Genomic DNA, 20150 nt, shown 5'->3' with positions numbered 1-20150 from the left:
GTAGAAATATATGGAAATTCTACCATTAGCGCAAGGGCCCGCGAAATCTACGGCATGGATGGGAAAGTGCTGCCGAATGTCGGCAAGATTTTCCGGTGCGGTGCCCCTTCCGAGAAAGAAGACGCCAGCCTTATCAATCGTTTCCACGCTGGCATGGTGATTGCTTTCCCCTGAAACTACCAAGGGAAAGGTGTATCCGTGATTACGAGTACAGCCAATGCCGGGAGCTATTTGCGCCTCGCGCAAGCATCTCCATCGAGGACGACATTGACGCCGGCAGATGCGTTGCCTGTGGCTGGTGCAGAAGCAAGCACGGCAGCAGGAAATGCGAAGCCAGGAATTCCAGCTTCAGCCGTCAAGGCGCTCGACATCTCGGGACTGAAGATCATCTCGGTCCAGGACAACCCCGAGCTTCGCGACCTGATGGCGACGAGTTGGCTAAGGATGCAAGCCGCTAACTCGACCATTGCAACTGACGTCCCCGATAATGCCCCGCAAAACATCTATGCGACCGTCAAGGTCAACGGCAAGGTCGTTGCGACCCTCTACAACGGCGGCTCCTCGGCGATGACGAACGAGGCCGCAGGAAAGGTTGGAGATCTGCAAGATCCTCCCGGCTTGAATGGCGGTCCCGATTTGGCGCAATGGCGTGCGGAGCGTATCGCAAAGGCTGTGGGCGGCACGGTCGAGAAGGCGTCCACCGCGATCGCGCAATCTGCATGGAAACCACGTCAGACGACGTCGACAGACTATACCCGCGCGCAACTGGACGCGGCCTTCGAAGCAATGATGGCGGAACGACAGACGGCCATCGCGCGGCGGTCTGCGGGCTATTCAACTCCCCACGAATCCTCCGGCGGTTATACGGACTTCAATGCCTGAGGCTTCTCAATCCGTCATAAATGAGCGCATGCCCAAATTACCCAGCCAGCCGCTCCAGCAGATCCTGCACGACGCCCTTCAGCAGATCGAGTTTGTATCCTGTCATCGGCAACGGCTTTGCACCTGACGTCGCTCGTTCTGCGGCAACGGCAATCGCTGCTACATTGGCCCGCTTTCCCTGCACCGCCGCTTCCGCAGCCGCAAGCCGCAGCGGCACCGGGGCGATGCCGCCGGCGGCCAGGCGAACGAACTGGAATGCGCCGTCCTTGACCACGGCGCGGGCGCAGACTTCGACCAGCGGCCATTCGGCATGGGTGCGGCTGATCGCGCGCTTGTAGAGCGCGCGCTCGCCTTGCAGCGGCGAGGGAAGTGCGACGCTCCTAATCATCTCGCCCGGCTGCAGCGCGTTGTCGGCGGTACCGTTGGAGCCGTCGCCGAGGAGGTCTCCCATTGTCAGGGAGCTCCGCTGGTCGGTCATCACTTTCGCATCATACGCAAGCAGTGCCGCGGCCATGGTCGAGGGATGCGGCGCCACGCAGGGGCCGAGGTCGAACGCGACGTGGTAGAGATGATTGCCGGACCGCGCGGGACAATCCGGTCCGCCCTTCCTGAGACAGGCGATGTGCGGATTGCGAAAATACCAGCAGCGCGAACGTTGCGCGAGATTGCCGCCGAGGGTGGCGAAGTGACGGACCTGCGGCGTCGCCAAGCCTTGCGCGGATGCGGCGATGCCCGGATACGCCGCGGCGAGGCGTGCATCGGCCGCGATGGCGGCAATGGTGGTGAAGGCCCCGAGGCGCACACTGCCATCGGTGTCCCAATGCATCCCGATCATGTCGGGTGCGGCGGCAATATCGATCAACGGCCCCGTCGAGACGCCGCTGCGGCGCCGCTCGGAGAGGTCGGTGCCGGCGGCGCGGAATTCGCCGGCTTGCGTGGCGGTCATGGCTGTCGGTATCATGCGGCGGCCCTCCCTTTGAGCGCGGCGACGAGACGGTCGGGGCGGATCGGCAGTTCGGTCAGCCGAACGCCGGTCGCGTGGTGAATGGCATTGGCGACCGCGGGCGAGGTCGGCACGGTTGCGACCTCGCCGATGCCGACACTGCCGCCGAGCACATGATCGAATCCGCGCTGGTCGAAATGCACGTCGATGATGGGCGTGTCCGCGATCCCGGGAATACGATAGTCCTCCATGCCGCCGCTAAGCACGTCGCCGGTGCGGGAATCGACCTCGCGTGCTTCATAGAGCGCGTAGCCGATGCCTTGAATGACGGCGCCAGTGGCCTGGCTTCGCGCCAGCGCCGGCGCCACGATCTTGCCGACCGCGATGCCGGTATGAACGTTGACGACGCTGACATGGCCGAGCCAGGTATCGATTTCGACTTCGACAACCTGCACCGAGCTCGGCACGCCGGCACCGATAGCAAGATTGGAAAAGCGCCGCATCATCCAGCCGAAGATCCACCCCATGAAGCCGGCCTGCTTGAGCGGCGACTGGATGCCCGGCGCCATCTGCCTGGAGTCTTCCGGCCGCACACCTGATGCGGAGAGGTCGGGCGAGGCCGCGAGCATTTCGCGCCATGGCGCGTTGGAGCCGGGGACCGGTCGCCGTTTTGCGTTCTGCTGAATCGCGGCTTTCAATTGCTCGATGGCGAGCAGCATCGGTGGGATCACCGAAGCCGTGACCCGGCTGCCTCCCGAGCCCGGCCCTTCCGGCAGTTTTGAATCGCCGATCCGGACCTCGACCTCATGCGGCTCCAGCCCGAACTCGCGTGCGAGCGTATTGGCGATCACGGTGCGGGTGCCGGTGCCGATATCCTGCGTCGCGGTGCTCGCGATCAGGCGTCCGCCCTTCACGGCTACTTCGACCTTGGAGCCGGGCTGCCACAGATAGAGCCAGTAGCCGGTGGCGACGCCGACGCCGCGGCGATAACGGCCGCTTTGCGCGGCGACCGGCTTCCGGTTGCGCCAGACCTCGAGGCTCGATGCCCAATCGTAGAGCCGCTGGCGGTTGGGATCGGGGTCCCAGCGCTTGCGCAGCGCAATCGGATCAATATTCATGCGCACCGCCGCTTCGTCGATCGCCTGCTCCAGCGCAAACGCCATCGGCGGCCCGCCGGGGCCGCGGAAGGGGGCGCCGGCCGGCAAATTGCTGATGACGTCGAAATCGGCGAGCTCCTTTGCTTCCGCTGGATAGATCAGGCGCGCCAGTGCCGCGATGGTTGAATTGGTCGCAGCTCCCGTATCGGCATAAGCGGCGAACGAAAGCGCTTTCAATTCGCCCTGGTCGGACGGCAGCAGCGCGATCTTCATCTCCGCCGCCGGTCGATAGCCGGTCACCGAAAGCTCCTCGTGCCGATCATAGGCGACGCGCACCGGCGCCTTGGCCTCGCGCGCCAGTTCGATCGCGGTGGTGGTTTCCACGCCAAGCGCAGCCTTCGAACCAAAGCCGCCGCCGACATGGTCGGCAATCACGCGCACCTTGTCGCGGTCGAGCTTGTAGCGCTTGGCGATCAGCTCCATCAGGTGAAACACCGCTTGGGTCGAGACATGCACGGTGAGACGGTCGCCGTCGAAACGCGCGACCGCCGCATGCGGCTCGAGGCAGGCATGCTGTTGCGTGCCGGTGCGGAAGGTGCCCTCCACCAGCAGCGGGTTGTTCGCGGAGCGCGCGCTGTCGATCCAGCTTCGCACCTTCTTCGGCTTCTTGGAGAACGCCGCCGAGGGACCGCGGATGTTGCCTTTCCAGGAAGCCGGCGCACCGCCGCCTTCGGAGACGTTGCCGGCCTTCTTGCGCGCGGATTTTTCGAACACGACAGGCGCATCGGCCCTGCGCGCTTCATCGAGCCCGATCACCGACGGCAGGCGTTCGCTTACGAGCTTGATGGCAGCGATGGCGGCCAGCGCCGTCTTGCGATCTCTGGCCGCGACTGCGGCGATCGGTTCGCCGACGAAGCGAACGATGCGGTCGTCGCCGAGCAGCGAGATCGCTGCGCTCACACCCGGCATGGCGCGCGCGGCGGTGAGATCGATTTCACCGATGCGCGCATGCGCAAACGGCGAGCGCAGGATCACGCCTTCGAGCTGGCCGTCATGATGGATGTCGACGGTATACTTCGCCGACCCCGTCACCTTGTCGCGCGCTTCCATGCGCGGCGGAACGAACTCCTCGCCGTCGAAGCGGCCGGCGCAGGCGTCCGCCACGGCGCGGAAGATGCCGTCATAGGCGCCGCAGCGGCAGAGATGCCCCGACAGCGCCGCGCCGATTTCCTCGCGCGAGGGCACCGCCGTTCCCTTGGCCGCACGCCATGAATCATGAAACGCCGCGGCCTCGACGATGAAGCCCGGCGTGCAGAAGCCGCATTGCAGGGCGTCGTGCGCCATGAAGGCCTTCTGTACCGGGTGAAGTTTTCCCGCGCCGATGCCTTCGACCGTGGTCACGTTTCGATCCGCGGCGGTGCGCGCCGGCATCAGGCAACTCACGGCAGGCCCGCCGTCGACCAGCACCGTACAGGCGCCGCAGACGCCGGCCCCGCAGACGAGCTTGGTGCCGGTGAGGTCGAGCGCGTCGCGCACGACGTCGACCAGCAGCGCATCGGGATCGTCGGGGAGGGAAGCGAGCTTGCCGTTGATCGTCATGGTGCTCATCTGCGATCTCCAGGTTTGCGGGCGGATTTCTTGACTGGCTTCTGCTTGGCCGTGCGCGGTTTCGCCGGGCCGAGGGCGCCGGCGATCAGCGTGCGCAGCATGATTTCCAGATCCTTCAGGAAGGCATCGGCCGGCTGCATCGCGGGGTAGGCGGATTTGGTGCCGTTGACCGCCATCTCCACGCATCGCGCAAGCTCGCGCGGCGTCATGCCGGCGTGGAGAACGAGGCCCTGCTTGCGGCAAACGCGTGTGATCGTCGCGGCGAGCTGATCCGCATAGGCGGCTGCATATTTCTGATAGAGGTCGCGCGCCTGCAGGAGATGTTCGGAGAACAATTCCTCGACATGCGGCGAGCCGTCGAGCGAAGCGGCCAATTGCCCGAGCTTAGCGGAGACCGATGCGACGAGAATATCGGCGAGGCTGCCGCCTTGCTTCTCGGCGGCGCCGGCCGCGGCGATTTCGGCGGCGAGCGCTTCCTCATGCAGCCGTTCGATGACGGCGCGAAACAGCGCTTCCTTGGATTTGAAATGATGGTAGAGCGCCTGCCGCGTCAGCCCGGCGGCGTCCGCCGCCTGTTCGATTGAGGAGCGCCGAAAACCGTGCCGGCGAAACACCAGCATCGCGGCATCGAGAATGCGGGTACGGGCGCTCATTTGACGATTTTGACAAAAATAGGAGAAGTGTCAAATGACGAGATCGCGAACGGGGATCGGTACCGCGACGGCCAGCGTGATGTCACTGATAGGATGGCACTTTATGGGTCCGGCAGTCGTACGGTCCCCTTATGGATCTCATTCCAGCCTCGCCGAAGAGCAGCCGTCGATTGCAGTTTTGGTTTCCGGGGGATTTGTTTCTTCCCGGTTCCTTACCAATCTCCGCTGCGCCGTCGGTCGCTTTCGGATGGTCTTTCGGGCATTGGTCCAGCAATCGATCTCTTGTCGTTACGGGCTCCACCATGCGCGCGTAATCACGCGTCGCGCGCCACTACAACTGTCGCGCGTTCATTTAGATCAATACCAATTCTAATTTCGGTTTGATGATCGCCAGTCGAACCCGTTTGGAGAAATACTAATTCTAAACGCGTGATTGACGCGCCGTGTATCCTTCGCGCACTTCATCGCTGTGGTCACGCTTGTTACTGGTCCCGCGCAAAGCGATGAGGACTGGAAATGACTGCAAGTTTGAAGACCGCGGGATGGCTCGGCGCCGCGCTGCCGATGCTCGCCGCGATGATCGACGTAACGCCGGCGGAAGCACAATCGTCCGCGCGAGAATTGCCGGCTGTCGTGGTCGACCAGCCCTCACGTCCGCCGGCCGCGCGCTCGCGTCCCGCATCCAGACGGCAAGCCGCGTCGGCGGCGAGCCGTCGCACGGCACTGCGCGGGGCCGTGACGCCTGATGCCGCGGCTGCTGCCGGCGCACGCGCGGAAACGGGCACCGGACCGGTGCGCGGTTATCTCGCGGGCCAGAGCGGCACCGGGACTAAAACCGACACGCCGCTGCGCGAGACTCCGCAATCGATCACGGTGGTCACCGCCGACCGCGTCACCGACCAGGGCGCGCTCACGGTGCAGGAATCGCTGCGCTACGTGCCCGGCGTGTTCGCCGACGCCTATGGCCCGGATTCGCGCGGCGACTATCCGCGCGTTCGTGGCCAGGATCCCAACATCTATCTCGATGGCACCCGCATGGTGAACACCTTCACCTTCAACGAATGGCGGCCCGAACCCTACACGCTCTCGCGCATCGAGGTGCTGCGCGGGCCAGCGTCAGTGCTGTATGGCGACACCTCGACGGCCGGCCTGTTAAACCTGATCTCGAAGCGCCCGCAGGCGGAAAGCTTCAACGAGATCGGCGTGCAATATGGCAGCTTCAACCGCAAGCAGGTGCAGCTCGACTCGACGGGCAAGCTGACCAAGGACGGCGAGTGGCTGTACCGCTTCATCGGCGTGCTCCGCGACAGCAATACGCAGACCGATTACGTGCCTGATGATCGCATCGTGCTGGCGCCGTCGCTGACCTGGCGGCCGACCAACAACACCAACTGGACCGTGCTCGGCACCTATCAGAAGGACAAGACCGGTTCGTCCACGGCGTTCCTGCCGCATGAGGGCACGTTGTATCCCGGCCCCAATGGATTGATTCCGTTGCGGCGTTTCGCCGGCGAGCCGGGCTTCGACAAATACCAGACCGAGACAGGCGCGATCTCGAGCCTGTTCGAGCACAGCTTTGGCGATGGGCTGAAGATCCGCCAGAACATGCGCTATGCCCATGTCGAGGGCATCTACCGGTCGACGTGGCCGGATTTGAATTTCGTTGATCCGAGTGATCCGGATTTCCCGTTTCTCGATTCCAGCAGACGCACCGTGGCACGCAGCGTATGGAGTCGCGAGACGGTCAAGGATAGCCTGACGTCGGACAGCAATGCCGAGTTGAAATTGCTCACCGGGCCGGTTGCGCACAAGCTGCTGTTCGGCGTCGACTACCGCGAGCTCAGGGAGCGCGCGCAATCCGGCTTCGCCACCGACTCCACGCCATTCGATCTCTACGCTCCGGTTTACAGCGGCGTGACCGCTCCGGCGATGTCGCCCGAGCCGGATCTGCGGCAAACCCAACTCGGGCTTTATGCGCAGGACCAGATGCGGCTAGGGCCATGGCTGGCCATCGTCGGACTGCGCCAGGACTACGTCACCAGCGACGTCGTGGGATCGCCGGTGGAAAACACCAAGGCAACCACCGGCCGCGCCGGGCTGATGTATGAGCTGCCGTTCGGCCTGACGCCGTATGTCTCCTACGCGCAGTCGTTCAATCCGAACTTCGGCAGCGGCGTATGTGTCGGTGTTTGCGTAGCCTCGCGCGGTGAGCAAGTGGAGCTCGGCTTCAAGTACAATCCGTTCGCAGGTACTGCTATCAATGGCGCTGTCTTCGACACCACCGAGAAGAACCGGCTGGCAAGCGATCCCGCTGGCTCTCCGTTCTCGGTCCAGACCGGCAAGATCCGGATTCGCGGCGCCGAACTCGAGGTGATCAGCCGCGTGACGCCAGACCTCGATCTGATCGGCGCCTATTCCTACCTCGATGCCCGGGTGGAAAGCGGGGACAATATCGGCAAGCGGGTCGAAACCGTTCCCGATCATCAGGCCTCGCTATGGGCAAAATACCGTCTCACCGCACTCGGCCTGCCGGGCCTGACTGTCGGCGGCGGCGTGCGCTACATCGGCGAGTCCTGGGACGGCAAAGACATCATCCGCACGCCCGATTACACGCTGTTCGACGCGATGATCCGCTACGAAACCGGGCCATGGCGGTTTCAGGTCAACGCCAGCAACCTTGCCGACAAGCGCCATGTCACGACCTGCCTGGCGCGCGGCGACTGCTTTTTCGGCATCGGCCGCACCGTGCTGGGAAGCGCGACGTACAAGTTCTAAGGCATGAACCTGAAAGGGGAGGCCGGTCTTACCCCGGCTTCGCCCGATAGGTCGCCAGAAACATCCGTGTTGCGCTGTCGACCACGCGCGCGATGCGCTCCGCCGACGGCGCCGGCTCGGCCTGAAACACGAACGGCAGAAACAGCGTCGCCTGGCACATCTGCAGGAACTGCGCGGCGGCGAGGCCGCAATCGTCGATCGCAAGATCGTTCGACCGGACATGCGACTGCAGATACTCAGAGAGGCGCCTGATCGTCTTTGCCAGGACGTTCTCGTAGAACTGGCGTCCGACCTCCGGCATCCGTTCGGCGATTGCCATTACCGTGCGGATCGACGAACCGCCGCCCGGCCGGCAGATCGAACCGATATAGGTTCGGCCGAATTCGCTCAGCGTGGTTTCGACATCGCGTTTGGGATCGAGATTGTATTCAATCTTGCTTTTTTCGAGCGCTTCGTCCTCGACGATGGCCTCGAACAGCCGGTTCTTGTCGGCGAAGTAAACGTAAAGCGTGCCTTTGGAGACGCCAGCCGACCGCGCGATCTCGTTCATGCTGGCCCCATCAAAGCCCAGATCCATGAACACCTGCCGCGCGCCGTCCAAAATCTGGCGGCGCTTCGAACTCTCCTCCTCGCCTAACGGATGAAGCGTGTTTGCTGTGGATGCAATCATTGGTTTATCTTCTCGCGAAGGAATTCAACCCGGGATATAGCGGGAAGTCTCTTCTCGCTTTATGGTCGGTATGGTAGCAATCTAGCTTGACCGAACCGTTCGGTCAATGATATTTTGGAATTAAGGGCACCAAATGCGGCCGGTTTCGTGGCCTCATGCGTCGCGACATTTTGAAATGGGGAGGCCTCGTTAATGGCCGCAGCGAGAGACCAGGCCGCACGCGTCGTTCGCGCCGAACCGGAAGGGGCTCAGGACGAAGCCGCGCCTGACGCCGGCCCTCAGTTCGCCGATCAGTTGCGGACTCACGTCGCGGACGAAGCCAGGCGTCGTCCCGCGGAGCCGCCCGGCGCTCCCGCAACTGAAAAGCCAGCCGCGGCGTCCGTCGATGCACCGGCGGCGAAACCGGGCAAGCGCAAGTTCGTCATGATCGGCGCGCTCGGCTTGCTCGCGCTGGCCGCGATCGGTTACGCCGTCTACTTCGTCCTGGTCGGGCGCTTCTATGTCTCGACGGACGACGCTTACGTTCGCGCCAACAACACCACGCTGGGCGCCCGGGTATCGGGCCATGTCGCGGCTATCCTGCCCCGCGACAATTCGCTCGTTCGCGCCGGCGACGTGATCTTCAGGATCGACGATGGCGACTATCGCATCGCGGTGGAAGCCGCGCGCAGCAAGATCGCGACCCAGCAGGCGACCATCGACCGCATCGGCCGTCAGGTCACGGCGCTGGAAAGCGCCGTCGAGCAGACCAGGGCGCAGCTCGCTTCCGCGGAAGCGGCGATGAAGCGTGCCGGTCTCGACTTCGATCGCCAGCAGACGTTGAGCACCAAGGGCTTTGCCTCACGCGCCGCCTTTGAGGTTTCCGAAGCCAGTCGGGACCAGAGCCTCGCCGCGGTGAAATCGGCGCAGGCCGCCTATGACGCCGCGCGCGACAATGTCGAGGTGACGAAGGCGCAGCAGGCCGAGGCCCGCGCGCAGCTTGCGGAGTTGCAGACCCAGCTTGCCAAGGCGGAGCGCGACCTTGCATTCACCTCGGTGCGCGCGCCCGTCGACGGCACCTTCTCCAATCGCCTCGTCAATGCCGGCGATTTCATCCAGGCCGGGCAGCGGCTCGCCAATGTGGTGCCGCTCAACGACGTCTTCATCGACGCCAACTACAAGGAAACCCAGCTCAAGCGCATCCGTCCCGGCCAGCCCGTAAAAATATCGGTGGATGCGTACGGCCATCGCAAATTCGCCGGCGTCGTCGACAGCATTTCACCCGCGGCAGGATCGGTGTTCACGCTGCTGCCGCCGGACAACGCCACCGGCAACTTCACCAAGATCGTGCAGCGGCTGCCGGTTCGCATTCGCGTGCCGAAGGACGTGGCGAAGCAGAACCTGCTGCGCGCCGGCATGTCGGTCTACACCACCGTCGACACCCGCGAGGGCGCGGCCGACGCGGACAGCGAGGCCGACCTCGATGCGCCCGCGATGGTTCAACCGCAGTAATTCTTACCTCGAGCCCCGGGCGAAACGCCCGGCGCTTGTGCCGAGCTGATCATGGCCGACGCCACCACCGCATCGCCCTCGCTGATGAACACAGCAGCCGACGAGCGCATCCCCCCGCGACGGCTGTTTGCGTTTCTCTTCATGGTGTTCGGGATGTTCATGTCGATCCTGGACATCCAGGTCGTCTCGGCGTCGCTGCAGCAGATACAAGCCGGCCTTTCGGCCAGTTCCAGCGAAGTGTCGTGGGTGCAGACCTCCTACCTGATCGCCGAGGTGATCGCGATCCCGCTGTCCGGCTTCCTGTCGCGCGCGTTCGGCACACGTCTTCTGTTTGCGATTTCCGCTTCCGGTTTCACCGTCGCAAGCTTGTTCTGCGGTTTTGCCTCGACCATCGAGCAGATGATCGTGTGGCGCGCGATCCAGGGTTTTTTGGGCGCGGGCATGATCCCGACCGTGTTCGCATCCGCCTATACGGTGTTCCCGCGTTCGAAAATCCATATCGTCGCTCCGATCATCGGCCTGGTCGCGACACTGGCGCCGACGATCGGGCCGACGGTCGGCGGTTTCATTACAGACACGATGTCGTGGCACTGGCTGTTCTTCATCAACATCGTTCCCGGCATCGCCATCACCATCGGCGTGTGGGCGCTATGCGATTTTGACAAGCCGAATTTCGCGCTGCTCGAGCATTTCGACTGGTGGGGCCTGCTGTTCATGGCCGGCTTCCTCGGCACGCTCGAATATGTGCTGGAAGAGGGGCCGCAGTCGCAATGGCTGGAAGACACGTCGGTCGCGGTCTGCGCCGCGATCTGCGCGATCTCGGCGATCGCGTTTTTCTGGCGCGTGCTCAGCGTGCGAGAGCCGATCGTCGACCTCAGGACCTTCACCGACCGCAATTTCAGCCTCTGCTGCCTGATCTCGTTCTGCGTCGGCGTCGGCCTTTACGGCCTCACCTATATGTATCCGCGTTACCTCGCCGAAGTGCGCGGCTACAGCCCGATGATGATCGGTGAGACCATGTTCGTCTCCGGTATCGCCATGTTCCTCACCGCCCCGATCGTGGGGCGGCTGATGGCGAAATACGACGTGCGCTACCTGATCGCGATCGGTCTGGTGCTGTTCGCGCTCGGCTCGTACCAGATGACCTGGATGACGAAAGAGTATGATTTCTACGAATTGCTGCTGCCGCAGATTTTGCGCGGAGCCGGCTTGATGCTGGTGATCGTGCCGACCAACACGATCGCGCTCGGCACGCTGGCGCCGGAGCGGGTGAAGAACGCCTCGGGCCTGTTCAACCTGACGCGCAATCTCGGCGGCGCGGTGGGCCTCGCCGTCATCAACCAGGTGCTGAACGAACGCACCGACTTGCATATCTCGCGCCTGCACGACCGCGTTAACTGGGGCAATGCCGCTGCGGTCGATACCCTCAACATGTTCACCCAGCGCATGCAGGGCATGGGCGATTCCGCGCTGATGGCGATGAAGCAGTTGTCGCAGATCGTGCACCGCCAGGCTGTCGTGATGGGCTATGGCGACGCCTTCTTCATGCTGGCCGTGTTCTATTTCGTCCTGAGCCTGCTGGTGATGGTCCTGAACAAGCCTTCTGCAGCGGCGCTTGGCGGCGACGCGCATTAAAAGCGGCGTGACAACGCCGTTCACGTCCTTGTCATGTTGCAAATCACCCGCGATGCATTTATAAGCTGCGCATTGTCGCTCGAACCGGGGAGATTTGCATGATTTCGATGTATTCGCAGATCGCGCCCTCGTGTCCGATGCTCGCGCTGGTTTTTCGGTCGCGTCGCTGAGCGCGATCTCCGCCGGCCCTGATCGGGCCTGACGCCCGATCTTTCCAAACTTCCCAACTACTTAACGACAGTTTTCAACGACGCATGCGTTCGGCCCAAGGCTGCCCGCGCGTCAAACCAGATGGAGCCGGCTTGCGCCTTTCGCGCAGCCGGATGACGCCATGACCGTTCAAACAGACAAACGTCCCGCGGCGATACGCGTGGTGATCCCGTTTGTGTTCCGCCACTGGCTGCAACAGCCCGGCCGCGCCGCCGTCGTAACCGGCGGCTTGCTGGGAGCAACCGCTGCCGACCTGTTCATGCCTATCTTCTCCGGCCGGCTGGTCGATGCGCTGACGCTGGGCGCCTCCGACACGGGCGCGCGCCAGGCTGCGTTTGCAGCCTTCGGCGGGATCGTCGCGCTCGGATTGATGTCGATGATCCTGCGCCTGACCGGCCTGCAGGCGATCGTGCCGTTCACGCTCACGACCATGTCAGACGTGTCGCGCGACGCTTTCGCGCGCGTGCAGCGCTTCTCGACCGACTGGCACGCCAACTCGTTTGCCGGCTCCACCGTGCGCAAGATCACGCGCGGCATGTGGGCGCTCGACCTGCTCAACGACACCATCTTGATGGCGCTGCTGCCGTCGCTCCTCGTGCTGGTCGGCTCGATGATCCTGCTCGGGCTGCACTGGCCGGTGTTAGGTGCGGTCATCGCGGTCGGCACGGTTATCTATGTCTCGATGACGACGGCGTTCTCAGTGAACTACATCGCACCGGCTGCGCGCGTCTCCAACGCCTGGGACACCAAAGTTGGCGGCACGCTGGCGGATGCCTTGACCTGCAACGCGGTAGTAAAATCCTTCGGCGCGGAAGCGCGCGAGGATGCGCGGCTGGCCGGCGTTGTCGGACGCTGGCGCACGCGCGTGCGTCGGACGTGGTACCGCTATAACTACACCTCGACGGCGCAACTTGCGGTGCTGTTGTGCTTTCGCGGCTCCGTGATCGGCGGGGCGATCCTGTTGTGGATCGCCGGCCGCGCCACGCCGGGCGACGTCACCTATGTGCTGACCAGCTATTACATCATTCATGCTTATCTGCGTGACGTCGGCATGCACATCAACAACCTGCAGCGTTCAGTCAACGACATGGAGGAGCTGGTCGCGATTCACGACGAGCCGATCGGCATCGCCGATGCGCCGGATGCCAAGCCGATCGACATCCAGGGTGGCCGCATCGTGTTCGACGATGTGACGTTCCACTACGGCGGCCACCGCGCGCCGCTGTATGACGGACTATCGGTCGAGATCCGGGCCGGCGAACGGGTCGGCCTGGTCGGCCGCTCCGGCTCCGGCAAGACCACTTTCGTCAAGCTGGTGCAACGGCTCTACGATATTGGCGGCGGGAAAATACTGATCGACGGTCAGGATGTCGCGAAAGCCACGCAGCAATCGCTGCGCAGCCAGATCGCGATCGTGCAGCAGGAGCCGATCCTGTTTCACCGCACGCTGGCCGAGAACATCGCCTATGGCCGGCCCGGCGCCAGCATGGCGGCGATCGAGCAGGCGGCGCGGCTTGCCAACGCGCATGACTTCATCCTGCGGCTGCCGAAGGGCTACGGCACGCTGGTCGGCGAGCGCGGCGTCAAGCTGTCGGGCGGCGAACGGCAGCGCGTCGCGCTGGCACGCGCGTTTCTGGCGGACGCGCCGGTGCTGATCCTGGACGAGGCAACCTCGAGCCTTGATTCAGAGTCAGAGGGCCTGATCCAGCAGGCGATGGAGCGACTGATGAAGGGACGCACCTCGATTGTGATCGCGCACCGGCTGTCGACGGTGCGCAGCCTCGACCGCATCCTGGTGTTCGACCGCGGCGAGATCGTCGAGCAGGGCACGCATGCGGCGCTGACGGCGCGCCCCGGCGGCCTCTATCGCGGGCTGTTCGAGTTGCAGGCCACCGAGTTCAGCCGCATTTCGGCGGCGGAGTGAGAGCCACATTGTTGCGAACCCGATCGATGTCGGAATATGTTTTCCGGCATCGAGAGGGGCTCGCGCGATGCGCTGGTTTCGATCAGGACGCCGCGAGCTTAGGCGGCTCGTGATCTCGCTGCGGCAGTGAGGGCGCCGGCTTGGCCCGCGTGCGCGTCGAAATGGCGACCGTCACCACGACGGCGGCAGCGAACAGCAGGATCTGCAGCGTGATGGTCTCGCCGTTGAAGAACGCCGCGAGCGCAAAGGTGACGAAGGGTTGCAGCAACTGGATCTGCGAAACCCGCGCGATGCCGCCCATCGCTAGCCCCGCATTCCACGCAAAGAAGCCGATCCATTGCGAGAACAATGCGACATAGAGCAGCCCGAGCCAGGGTTTCAGGGCGATGTGGGTGATATCGGCGGGCATGGTCAGCACGGCTGCCGGGATCGACAGCGGCAGCGCAATCACCAGAATCCAGCTTATGACCTCCCAGCCCGGCATTTGCGAGGTGAGCCGGCCGGAGAATGCGTAGCCGATCGCGGCGACGGCGACCGATGCGAACAGGAATAAATCACCGGCGACCAGCGCGCCGCCGCCTTGCCGCAATGCGAATGCGATCACCAGCGCGGCCCCGGCCACAGAAGCGATCCAGAACAGCGGCCGCGGCCGCTCATGGGTGATGGCGAAGGCGACCAGCGCGGTGGCGATCGGCAGTACGCCCAGCACCACGCCGCCATGCGATGCGTCGACCCTCTGCATGCCCATCGACATCAACAGCGGAAACAGGATCGCGACGCAAAGCATCGCAATGATCAGTTGCGGCCACAGCGCGCGGGGCGGCAGCGGTCGGCGTAACACGAGAAGGAGCACCAGAGAGCACAGCCCGGCGATCGCGGTGCGCAGCGCGGTCAGTGCAATCGGATCAATTTCGGCAACCGCAATCCGCGTCGCCGGCAGCGTGCCGCCGAAGATCGCCATGCCGATGAAGCCCAGCAACAGGCCGAGGCGCTCGCGCGAAGCAGGGGAGCTCATGACGCGATTGGTTAGCCGCTTTGCAGGTCAGCGTACAGCAATCTACTCGGAGCACATGGCGGCTATGCGCGCCTATCTCGGAGCAATGCTGCTCCACACCAATCCGACCCCGGATAGAAACAGCAGAGCCAGCACGACGTCGTAGAAGTTTCGGTCATTCAGGGCGTGATAGGTGCGCATGCCAAGACGTGCGCCGATCAGCGTGCCGGGCAGCGCCAGCATCGCCAGCCAGAACACGTCCAGTTTGACGAAACCGCTGGCGATCTGCAGGCAGAGCGCGGCGCCGAGCACGCTGCCATTGAAGATCTGAAAAACGCCGCGGCGCTGGTCCTTGGTCCAGCCGCGGATACTCGCCCACAGGGTCGGCAGTGGGCCCGACAGGCCGGCGAGGCCGCCGAGGATGCCGCCGGCAAACCCGATAGCTGCGTCTGCCGGCCGGCCGCCGAAGCGGAAGGCCATCGGCTTGCGGATGAAATAGAGTGCGGTGGGAAATACCAGCAGCATCACGCCGACGCTGAGCTTGAAGTTTTGCGGGTCGGCGCGCGCGACCAGCAGCGCCCCGATCGGCATGCCGACAAGACCGCCGGCCACGAACGGCCACGCCAGCTTGAAGTCGAGAACTTTCCACATCGACGGCAGCGTCGAGATCTGCGAGCTCACCGAGCAGATCAGGACCAGCGGCACGGCAATGGCCGGCGGCAAGATGTAAAGCCAGATCCCCAGCGCCATCAGCGCCGTGCCGAAACCGGCAAGTCCGGAGACAAAACCGCCGGCGAGCGCACCGGCGAGCAGGATGGCGTAGGTGGCTAATTCCACTCTTCTCTTTCCCTCCCATCATTCCGGGGCGGTGCGCAGCATCGAACTATGGTGCGCAATCGCGCACCTGAGGTCTGGTCCTTCGGACCATGCCGGAATGACGACGTTTGAATTTACGCCGACGTTTACACGAGGCGACGGGCAGGTACTATCGCAATCGACGCCTTCAACAATAACCTAGTGGAAACGTCCCAATGAGCTCGACTTTTTCGAAAACCATCCTCGTCTGTCACGGCGCGTGGTCCGCGGGTTGGGCCTGGAAGAAGATGCATCCGCTGATGCAGGCCGCCGGGCATCGCCTGATCACACCGACCTACAGCGGTCTCGGCGAGCGCGCGCATCTGGCGCATCCGGGCATCGATCTCAATTCGCATATCGAAGACGTACTTGCCGTCATCAGGTATGAAGACCTGCGCGACTTCGTGCTGATCGGCCACAGCTACGGCGGCATGGTCGCGACCGGCGTTGCCGACCGGGCGCGCGACAAGGTCAAGCAGCTCATTTATATCGACGCTTTCGTGCCACAGGACGGCCAGTCGCTGCTCGATTTGAACGAGACGGGGCGGGCGCGAATGCAGGAGCTTTCGAAGAGCGGTGACGGCTGGCGCGTGCCGCCAAACCCGACGCCGCCAGATACGTCGCCTGCGGACGTCGAATGGCTCAACGCGCGCCGCGTCGACATGCCGATCAAGTGTTTCGAGACCAAGCTCAAGCTGCAGGGCGGCGCGCTGACGCTGCCACGCAGCTATATCTACGCCACCCGCATCACGCCTGCCGATACTTTTGGACCGTTCGCCAAAATGACAAAGGGCGATCCCGCCTGGAGCTATTACGAGATCGACGCCAGCCATTCGCCGAATGTCACCGCGCCGGAGGCATTGATGGCGCTGCTGCAGAAGATCGTGGCGTAGGCCCGTTACCCCATCTACGGGATGTCGCAGGCGGATTGACTCTCCGCCACGCGCCCAACAAGCTGGCAAACCGGTGGTCGACATCGATCGCGGAGGGCAGGGCATGGCGGCCAGAACGACTTCAGTCATCGAGACCTGGTCAACCGGTCTGGTCGAGCCGGAACGGCGCCTGGACTATTGGATCGGCGCCGTCTGCGAATGTTTTCTCGAAATGGATATCACGACGCCGGTGCGGTCGGGCTTCGACTGCTCCGTTCAGCGCGGGCAACTCGACACGATCGGCATCAACCGCGTCGAGGGCTCGGCGCAGCACGTCTACCGCAGGAAAGCCAGCCTCGCGCGCAGTGCATCGAATTACTATTACCTGCTGTGCAAGACCGACAATGACTGGACCGCCATGCAGAACGGCCACGCGTCGCGCCTGCAGCCCGGTGATCTCGTGCTGCTGGACTCCCGGCGCTGCTATGAGTTCAACTTTCCGGTAACTTCAAACACGCTGTCGCTGGAACTGCCGATCGCGTGGGTCGAATCCTGGATCACCGATCCGGAGCGGCGCATCGGGCAGCGCATTGACGGGCGCGCCGGCTGGGGCGCGGCGCTCAGCGCGTTTGCTTGCCAGTTGACACCGCAACTGGCGATCGAGCGGCCCCTTCCTGCCCAGGTTCTGACCGACCAGCTCGGATCGCTGCTGGCGCTTGCGTTCGGAAGCCAGATTCCGGCCGCGCCCTCCGAGCAGCGCGATGCGGCGAAGCTGTTGGACCAGATCGGCCGGGCCATCCGACTGCGCTACGCCGAACCCGGTTTGACGGCTGCGACCATCGCCGCACATCTGCGTGTCTCGGAACGAACCCTGCATCGCTGTCTCAACAAAGCGGGCCTGACGTTCAGCGGACTGCTCAACGATTGCCGCATGACGGCGGCGCGCAGGATGCTGAGCGAGCCGCGCTTCGATCGCATCAGCGTCGGCGGAATCGGGCTGCGGGTCGGCTTTTCCGATCCGTCCCACTTCATCCGGCAAAGCCGCAGATACCTCGGCATGACGCCGGGCGCCTTCCGGCAGCAGCGCTAGAGGCCTGGCGCAATCAGGCGATGACGGTGGCCGAATCCGGCCATCCGGGAATAGCCGTCGCCATCAATGTCTGATTTCCAGGAAATCAGGGGGAAACGGAATGTCAGACATCTATGTTCTTGTTCACGGCGCGTGGCATACCGGCGCCGAGATGGAAGCGGTGGCCGGACATCTTCGCAAGAGCGGCCACGTCGTGCATTGCCCGACGGTCGCCGGCAACGACAAGGATGACGATCGCGAGAAAACAGGACTCGAGCAGGCGATCTCGTCCGTTGTCGCTTACATCGAGGCGAACAATCTCCGCGATGTCAGGCTGGTCGGCCACTCCTACGGCGGGATGGTGATCTCCGGCGTTGCCGACCGTCTAACTGACAGGATCAAGCGCCTTGTCTACGTCAACGCCTTTGTCCCGCTGGATGCGCAGTGCCTCAACGACATGGTGCCGCCGCACTATGTCGGCCTGTTCGATGCCGTGGCCGCTGCCAACAACAACGCGGTGATGCTGCCGTTCGAAATCTGGCGCGATGCCTTCATCAACGACGCCGATCTCGAACTGGCGAAATCCGCCTACGCCAAACTCAATCTGCATCCGTATAAGACGTTCACCGACAAGATCGCGCTAAAGCGTCCCCTGGCAGAGCTGCCGGTCGGCAAGTCCTATGTCAATTGCAGGCAGGACATTGCCCTGCCGCACGGCCTGCCATGGCATCCGCGCTTGTCGGAGCGGCTCGGCCTGTTCCGGCTGGTCGAATGCGACGGCAGTCATGAGATGTTCTTCAGCAACCCGGCGCGGCTGGCGCAGGCGATCGGGGAGGCGGGGCGCGATTGAGATTGTTTGCGCGACGTCAAAAATGGCGAGGGGCCCGGCGTGTTCGCGCCGAACCCCTCATTCATAACATATCAGCCAGCCTGTAAGCCGGGTTCTGTAGGGCACCATTCTTTCGAATGATACGTGACGGCCATTCCTCTGGGACCATGTTCGCACATGGCCTCGAGCAACCTACCCGGACGGCGAGCCTGACATCGCCCTGCGGCGTTATCGCTTTCGCGAACAGCCCGCGTTGCCGTCCCTATTCGGTTTTGCTCCCGGTGGGGTTTGCCATGCCGTTTCCGTTGCCGGAGACGCGGTGCGCTCTTACCGCACCTTTTCACCCTTACCCTCCGAAGCCCGAAGGCGAAGGAGGGCGGTTCGTTCTCTGTGGCACTTTCCCTAGGGTTACCCCCGCCGGACGTTATCCGGCACCGCATGTCGATGGAGCCCGGACTTTCCTCCCCCGCAGCCTTTCGACCGTAGCGGGAGCGGCCGTCCGGCCGACTGATGCCTTACGAATGGGGATTCCGGCGCGCCGCGTCAAGGAAAAGCGATGGTTAATCGGGTTCCATATGCGCGATTTTGACAGAAGCGGCATGGCGGCATTTGATGCTGGCTGATCGATTTGAGGATCGGTAGCGGAGGCGCGATGAACATTCCTGCCGGTCTTGGCGAAGCGCTGCTGCACAGCGCCTCCGACGCAATCATCGCGACCGATCGCGAGGGCCGCATCACGTTCTGGAATCCCGGCGCCGAACGGATCTTTGGATTTCCGGCCGGAGAGACCATCGGCCAATCGCTCGACCTGATTATCCCGGAGAATTTGCGCGCACGGCACTGGAAAGGCTTTCGACACACGATGGAGACGGGAACGAGCCGCTACGGGCACGGCGATTTGTTGTCGGTGCCCGGCCTGACCAGGGACGGCCGGCGGATCTCGGTCGAGTTCACCATCGTCCTGTTGCGGGGCGAAGCGCAGGAGGTCGCGGGCACCGTGGCGGTGATGCGCGACGTGACGAAGCGCTTTGAGGAAATCAGGGAGCTGAAGCGGAAGCTGGCGGAGGTTGGCGGGAAGACCTGAATATCCGGTGGCAAATGTTCATGCTTCCTGTATCCCAGCTTCCCGAAAGGGGCCGCCCTACCGCCAAAAAAAATTCCGTGGCGATGTCATTTTGCGGGAGGCCCGCTCGACTGGGTGTCGGCGATCCAGCCGGTCAAAAGGAGTTTCAAAGATGCAGTATCTGTTGTTGATCTACCGAAACGAAGCCGAGCAGGCAAAGATGGACGCTTCCGAGCTCCAGAAGCAGACGGCGGAATACCGTGCATTCACCCAATCCATCATCCAGAGCGGCAACTTCAAAGCCGGCGACGCGCTGCAAATGACGGCGACCGCTACAACCGTGCGTGTTCGCGACGGCAAGATGTTGACCACGGACGGTCCGTTTGCGGAGACCCGCGAGCAGCTCGGCGGCTATTATCTGGTCGAGGCCAAGGATCTCGATGAGGCGCTGGGCATTGCCGCCAGAATTCCCACCGCCAGGGTTGGTTCGATCGAGGTCAGGCCGATTATGGTCTATGACTGAGTGTCATTCCGGGGCGCGAAGCGAACCTGGAATCTCGAGATTCCGGGTTCGATGCTT

Annotated in this window: 16 protein-coding genes and 1 other RNA gene; 10 read left to right on the top strand and 7 right to left on the bottom strand. The window is 63.5% G+C overall.

Going from position 1 to position 20150, the window contains the following annotated elements; translation table 11 throughout:
* The first annotated feature begins 267 nt into the window (after positions 1 to 267).
* A complete protein-coding gene (locus V1278_RS31645) occupies positions 268 to 882 on the top strand; it encodes a hypothetical protein (protein ID WP_334383456.1) in 615 nt (204 codons plus the stop codon).
* 37 nt (positions 883 to 919) lie between these two features.
* Here V1278_RS31645 and V1278_RS31640 read toward each other — a convergent pair whose 3' ends face one another.
* Genes V1278_RS31640 through V1278_RS31630 form a run of 3 tightly spaced genes read right to left on the bottom strand, consistent with a single transcriptional unit; the run spans position 920 to position 5183 of the window.
* Positions 920 to 1843, bottom strand: a complete 924-nt coding sequence (locus tag V1278_RS31640; RefSeq protein ID WP_334383455.1) for an FAD binding domain-containing protein — start codon at positions 1841 to 1843, stop codon at positions 920 to 922.
* Positions 1840 to 4530, bottom strand: a complete 2691-nt coding sequence (locus tag V1278_RS31635) for a molybdopterin-dependent oxidoreductase (RefSeq protein WP_334383454.1) — start codon at positions 4528 to 4530, stop codon at positions 1840 to 1842. Before V1278_RS31635 ends, V1278_RS31640 begins: the two co-directional genes overlap by 4 nt.
* A complete protein-coding gene (locus V1278_RS31630; RefSeq protein ID WP_334367401.1) occupies positions 4527 to 5183 on the bottom strand; it encodes a TetR/AcrR family transcriptional regulator in 657 nt (218 codons plus the stop codon). The genes V1278_RS31635 and V1278_RS31630 overlap by 4 nt, the downstream gene beginning before the upstream one ends.
* Positions 5184 to 5699: 516 nt before the next feature.
* Between V1278_RS31630 and V1278_RS31625 the strand changes: the two genes are divergently transcribed.
* A complete protein-coding gene (locus V1278_RS31625) occupies positions 5700 to 7958 on the top strand; it encodes a TonB-dependent siderophore receptor (protein ID WP_334383453.1) in 2259 nt (752 codons plus the stop codon).
* Between the two features lie 28 nt (positions 7959 to 7986).
* Here V1278_RS31625 and V1278_RS31620 read toward each other — a convergent pair whose 3' ends face one another.
* Positions 7987 to 8628 carry a TetR/AcrR family transcriptional regulator gene (locus V1278_RS31620; RefSeq protein ID WP_334367403.1) on the bottom strand — a complete coding sequence of 214 codons (642 nt, stop codon included), beginning with the start codon at positions 8626 to 8628 and terminating at the stop codon, positions 7987 to 7989.
* Between the two features lie 192 nt (positions 8629 to 8820).
* Here V1278_RS31620 and V1278_RS31615 point away from each other — a divergent pair, with 192 nt between their 5' ends.
* From V1278_RS31615 to V1278_RS31605, 3 genes are all read left to right on the top strand, one after another.
* A complete protein-coding gene (locus V1278_RS31615; protein WP_334383452.1) occupies positions 8821 to 10119 on the top strand; it encodes an HlyD family secretion protein in 1299 nt (432 codons plus the stop codon).
* A gap of 51 nt (positions 10120 to 10170) precedes the next feature.
* Complete coding sequence (locus V1278_RS31610) at positions 10171 to 11754, top strand: DHA2 family efflux MFS transporter permease subunit (RefSeq protein WP_334383451.1); 1584 nt, start codon at positions 10171 to 10173, stop codon at positions 11752 to 11754.
* Between the two features lie 331 nt (positions 11755 to 12085).
* The gene (locus V1278_RS31605) at positions 12086 to 13888 is read left to right on the top strand and encodes an ABC transporter ATP-binding protein (protein WP_334383450.1); all 1803 of its coding nucleotides are present in this window, start codon (positions 12086 to 12088) and stop codon (positions 13886 to 13888) included.
* A gap of 82 nt (positions 13889 to 13970) precedes the next feature.
* Here V1278_RS31605 and V1278_RS31600 read toward each other — a convergent pair whose 3' ends face one another.
* Together V1278_RS31600 and V1278_RS31595 are read right to left on the bottom strand one after the other, a co-directional pair.
* The gene (locus tag V1278_RS31600) at positions 13971 to 14903 is read right to left on the bottom strand and encodes a DMT family transporter (RefSeq protein WP_334383449.1); all 933 of its coding nucleotides are present in this window, start codon (positions 14901 to 14903) and stop codon (positions 13971 to 13973) included.
* Positions 14904 to 14975: 72 nt separating this feature from the next.
* Positions 14976 to 15719 (bottom strand): sulfite exporter TauE/SafE family protein, encoded by a 744-nt coding sequence (locus V1278_RS31595; protein WP_334383448.1) that lies wholly within the window; start codon positions 15717 to 15719, stop codon positions 14976 to 14978.
* A 194-nt stretch (positions 15720 to 15913) separates the two neighbouring features.
* Between V1278_RS31595 and V1278_RS31590 the strand changes: the two genes are divergently transcribed.
* From V1278_RS31590 to V1278_RS31580, 3 genes are all read left to right on the top strand, one after another.
* The gene (locus V1278_RS31590; protein ID WP_334383447.1) at positions 15914 to 16630 is read left to right on the top strand and encodes an alpha/beta fold hydrolase; all 717 of its coding nucleotides are present in this window, start codon (positions 15914 to 15916) and stop codon (positions 16628 to 16630) included.
* A gap of 103 nt (positions 16631 to 16733) precedes the next feature.
* The gene (locus V1278_RS31585) at positions 16734 to 17699 is read left to right on the top strand and encodes a helix-turn-helix domain-containing protein (protein ID WP_334367411.1); all 966 of its coding nucleotides are present in this window, start codon (positions 16734 to 16736) and stop codon (positions 17697 to 17699) included.
* A 100-nt stretch (positions 17700 to 17799) separates the two neighbouring features.
* A complete protein-coding gene (locus V1278_RS31580) occupies positions 17800 to 18528 on the top strand; it encodes an alpha/beta hydrolase (RefSeq protein ID WP_334383446.1) in 729 nt (242 codons plus the stop codon).
* 67 nt (positions 18529 to 18595) lie between these two features.
* Here V1278_RS31580 and rnpB read toward each other — a convergent pair.
* An RNA gene (gene rnpB / locus V1278_RS31575) (RNase P RNA component class A) lies at positions 18596 to 19018 on the bottom strand.
* 141 nt (positions 19019 to 19159) lie between these two features.
* On the opposite strand from rnpB, the gene V1278_RS31570 reads away from it, so the two are divergent.
* Together V1278_RS31570 and V1278_RS31565 are read left to right on the top strand one after the other, a co-directional pair.
* Positions 19160 to 19591, top strand: a complete 432-nt coding sequence (locus V1278_RS31570; RefSeq protein ID WP_334383445.1) for a PAS domain S-box protein — start codon at positions 19160 to 19162, stop codon at positions 19589 to 19591.
* 151 nt (positions 19592 to 19742) lie between these two features.
* Positions 19743 to 20093 (top strand): YciI family protein, encoded by a 351-nt coding sequence (locus V1278_RS31565; RefSeq protein ID WP_334383444.1) that lies wholly within the window; start codon positions 19743 to 19745, stop codon positions 20091 to 20093.
* Positions 20094 to 20150 lie beyond the last annotated feature (57 nt).

The sequence above is a fragment of the Bradyrhizobium sp. AZCC 1577 genome (genome assembly GCF_036924575.1).
Taxonomy (GTDB): Bacteria; Pseudomonadota; Alphaproteobacteria; order Rhizobiales; family Xanthobacteraceae; genus Bradyrhizobium.
This window is presented reverse-complemented; position numbering and strand designations above follow the sequence as displayed.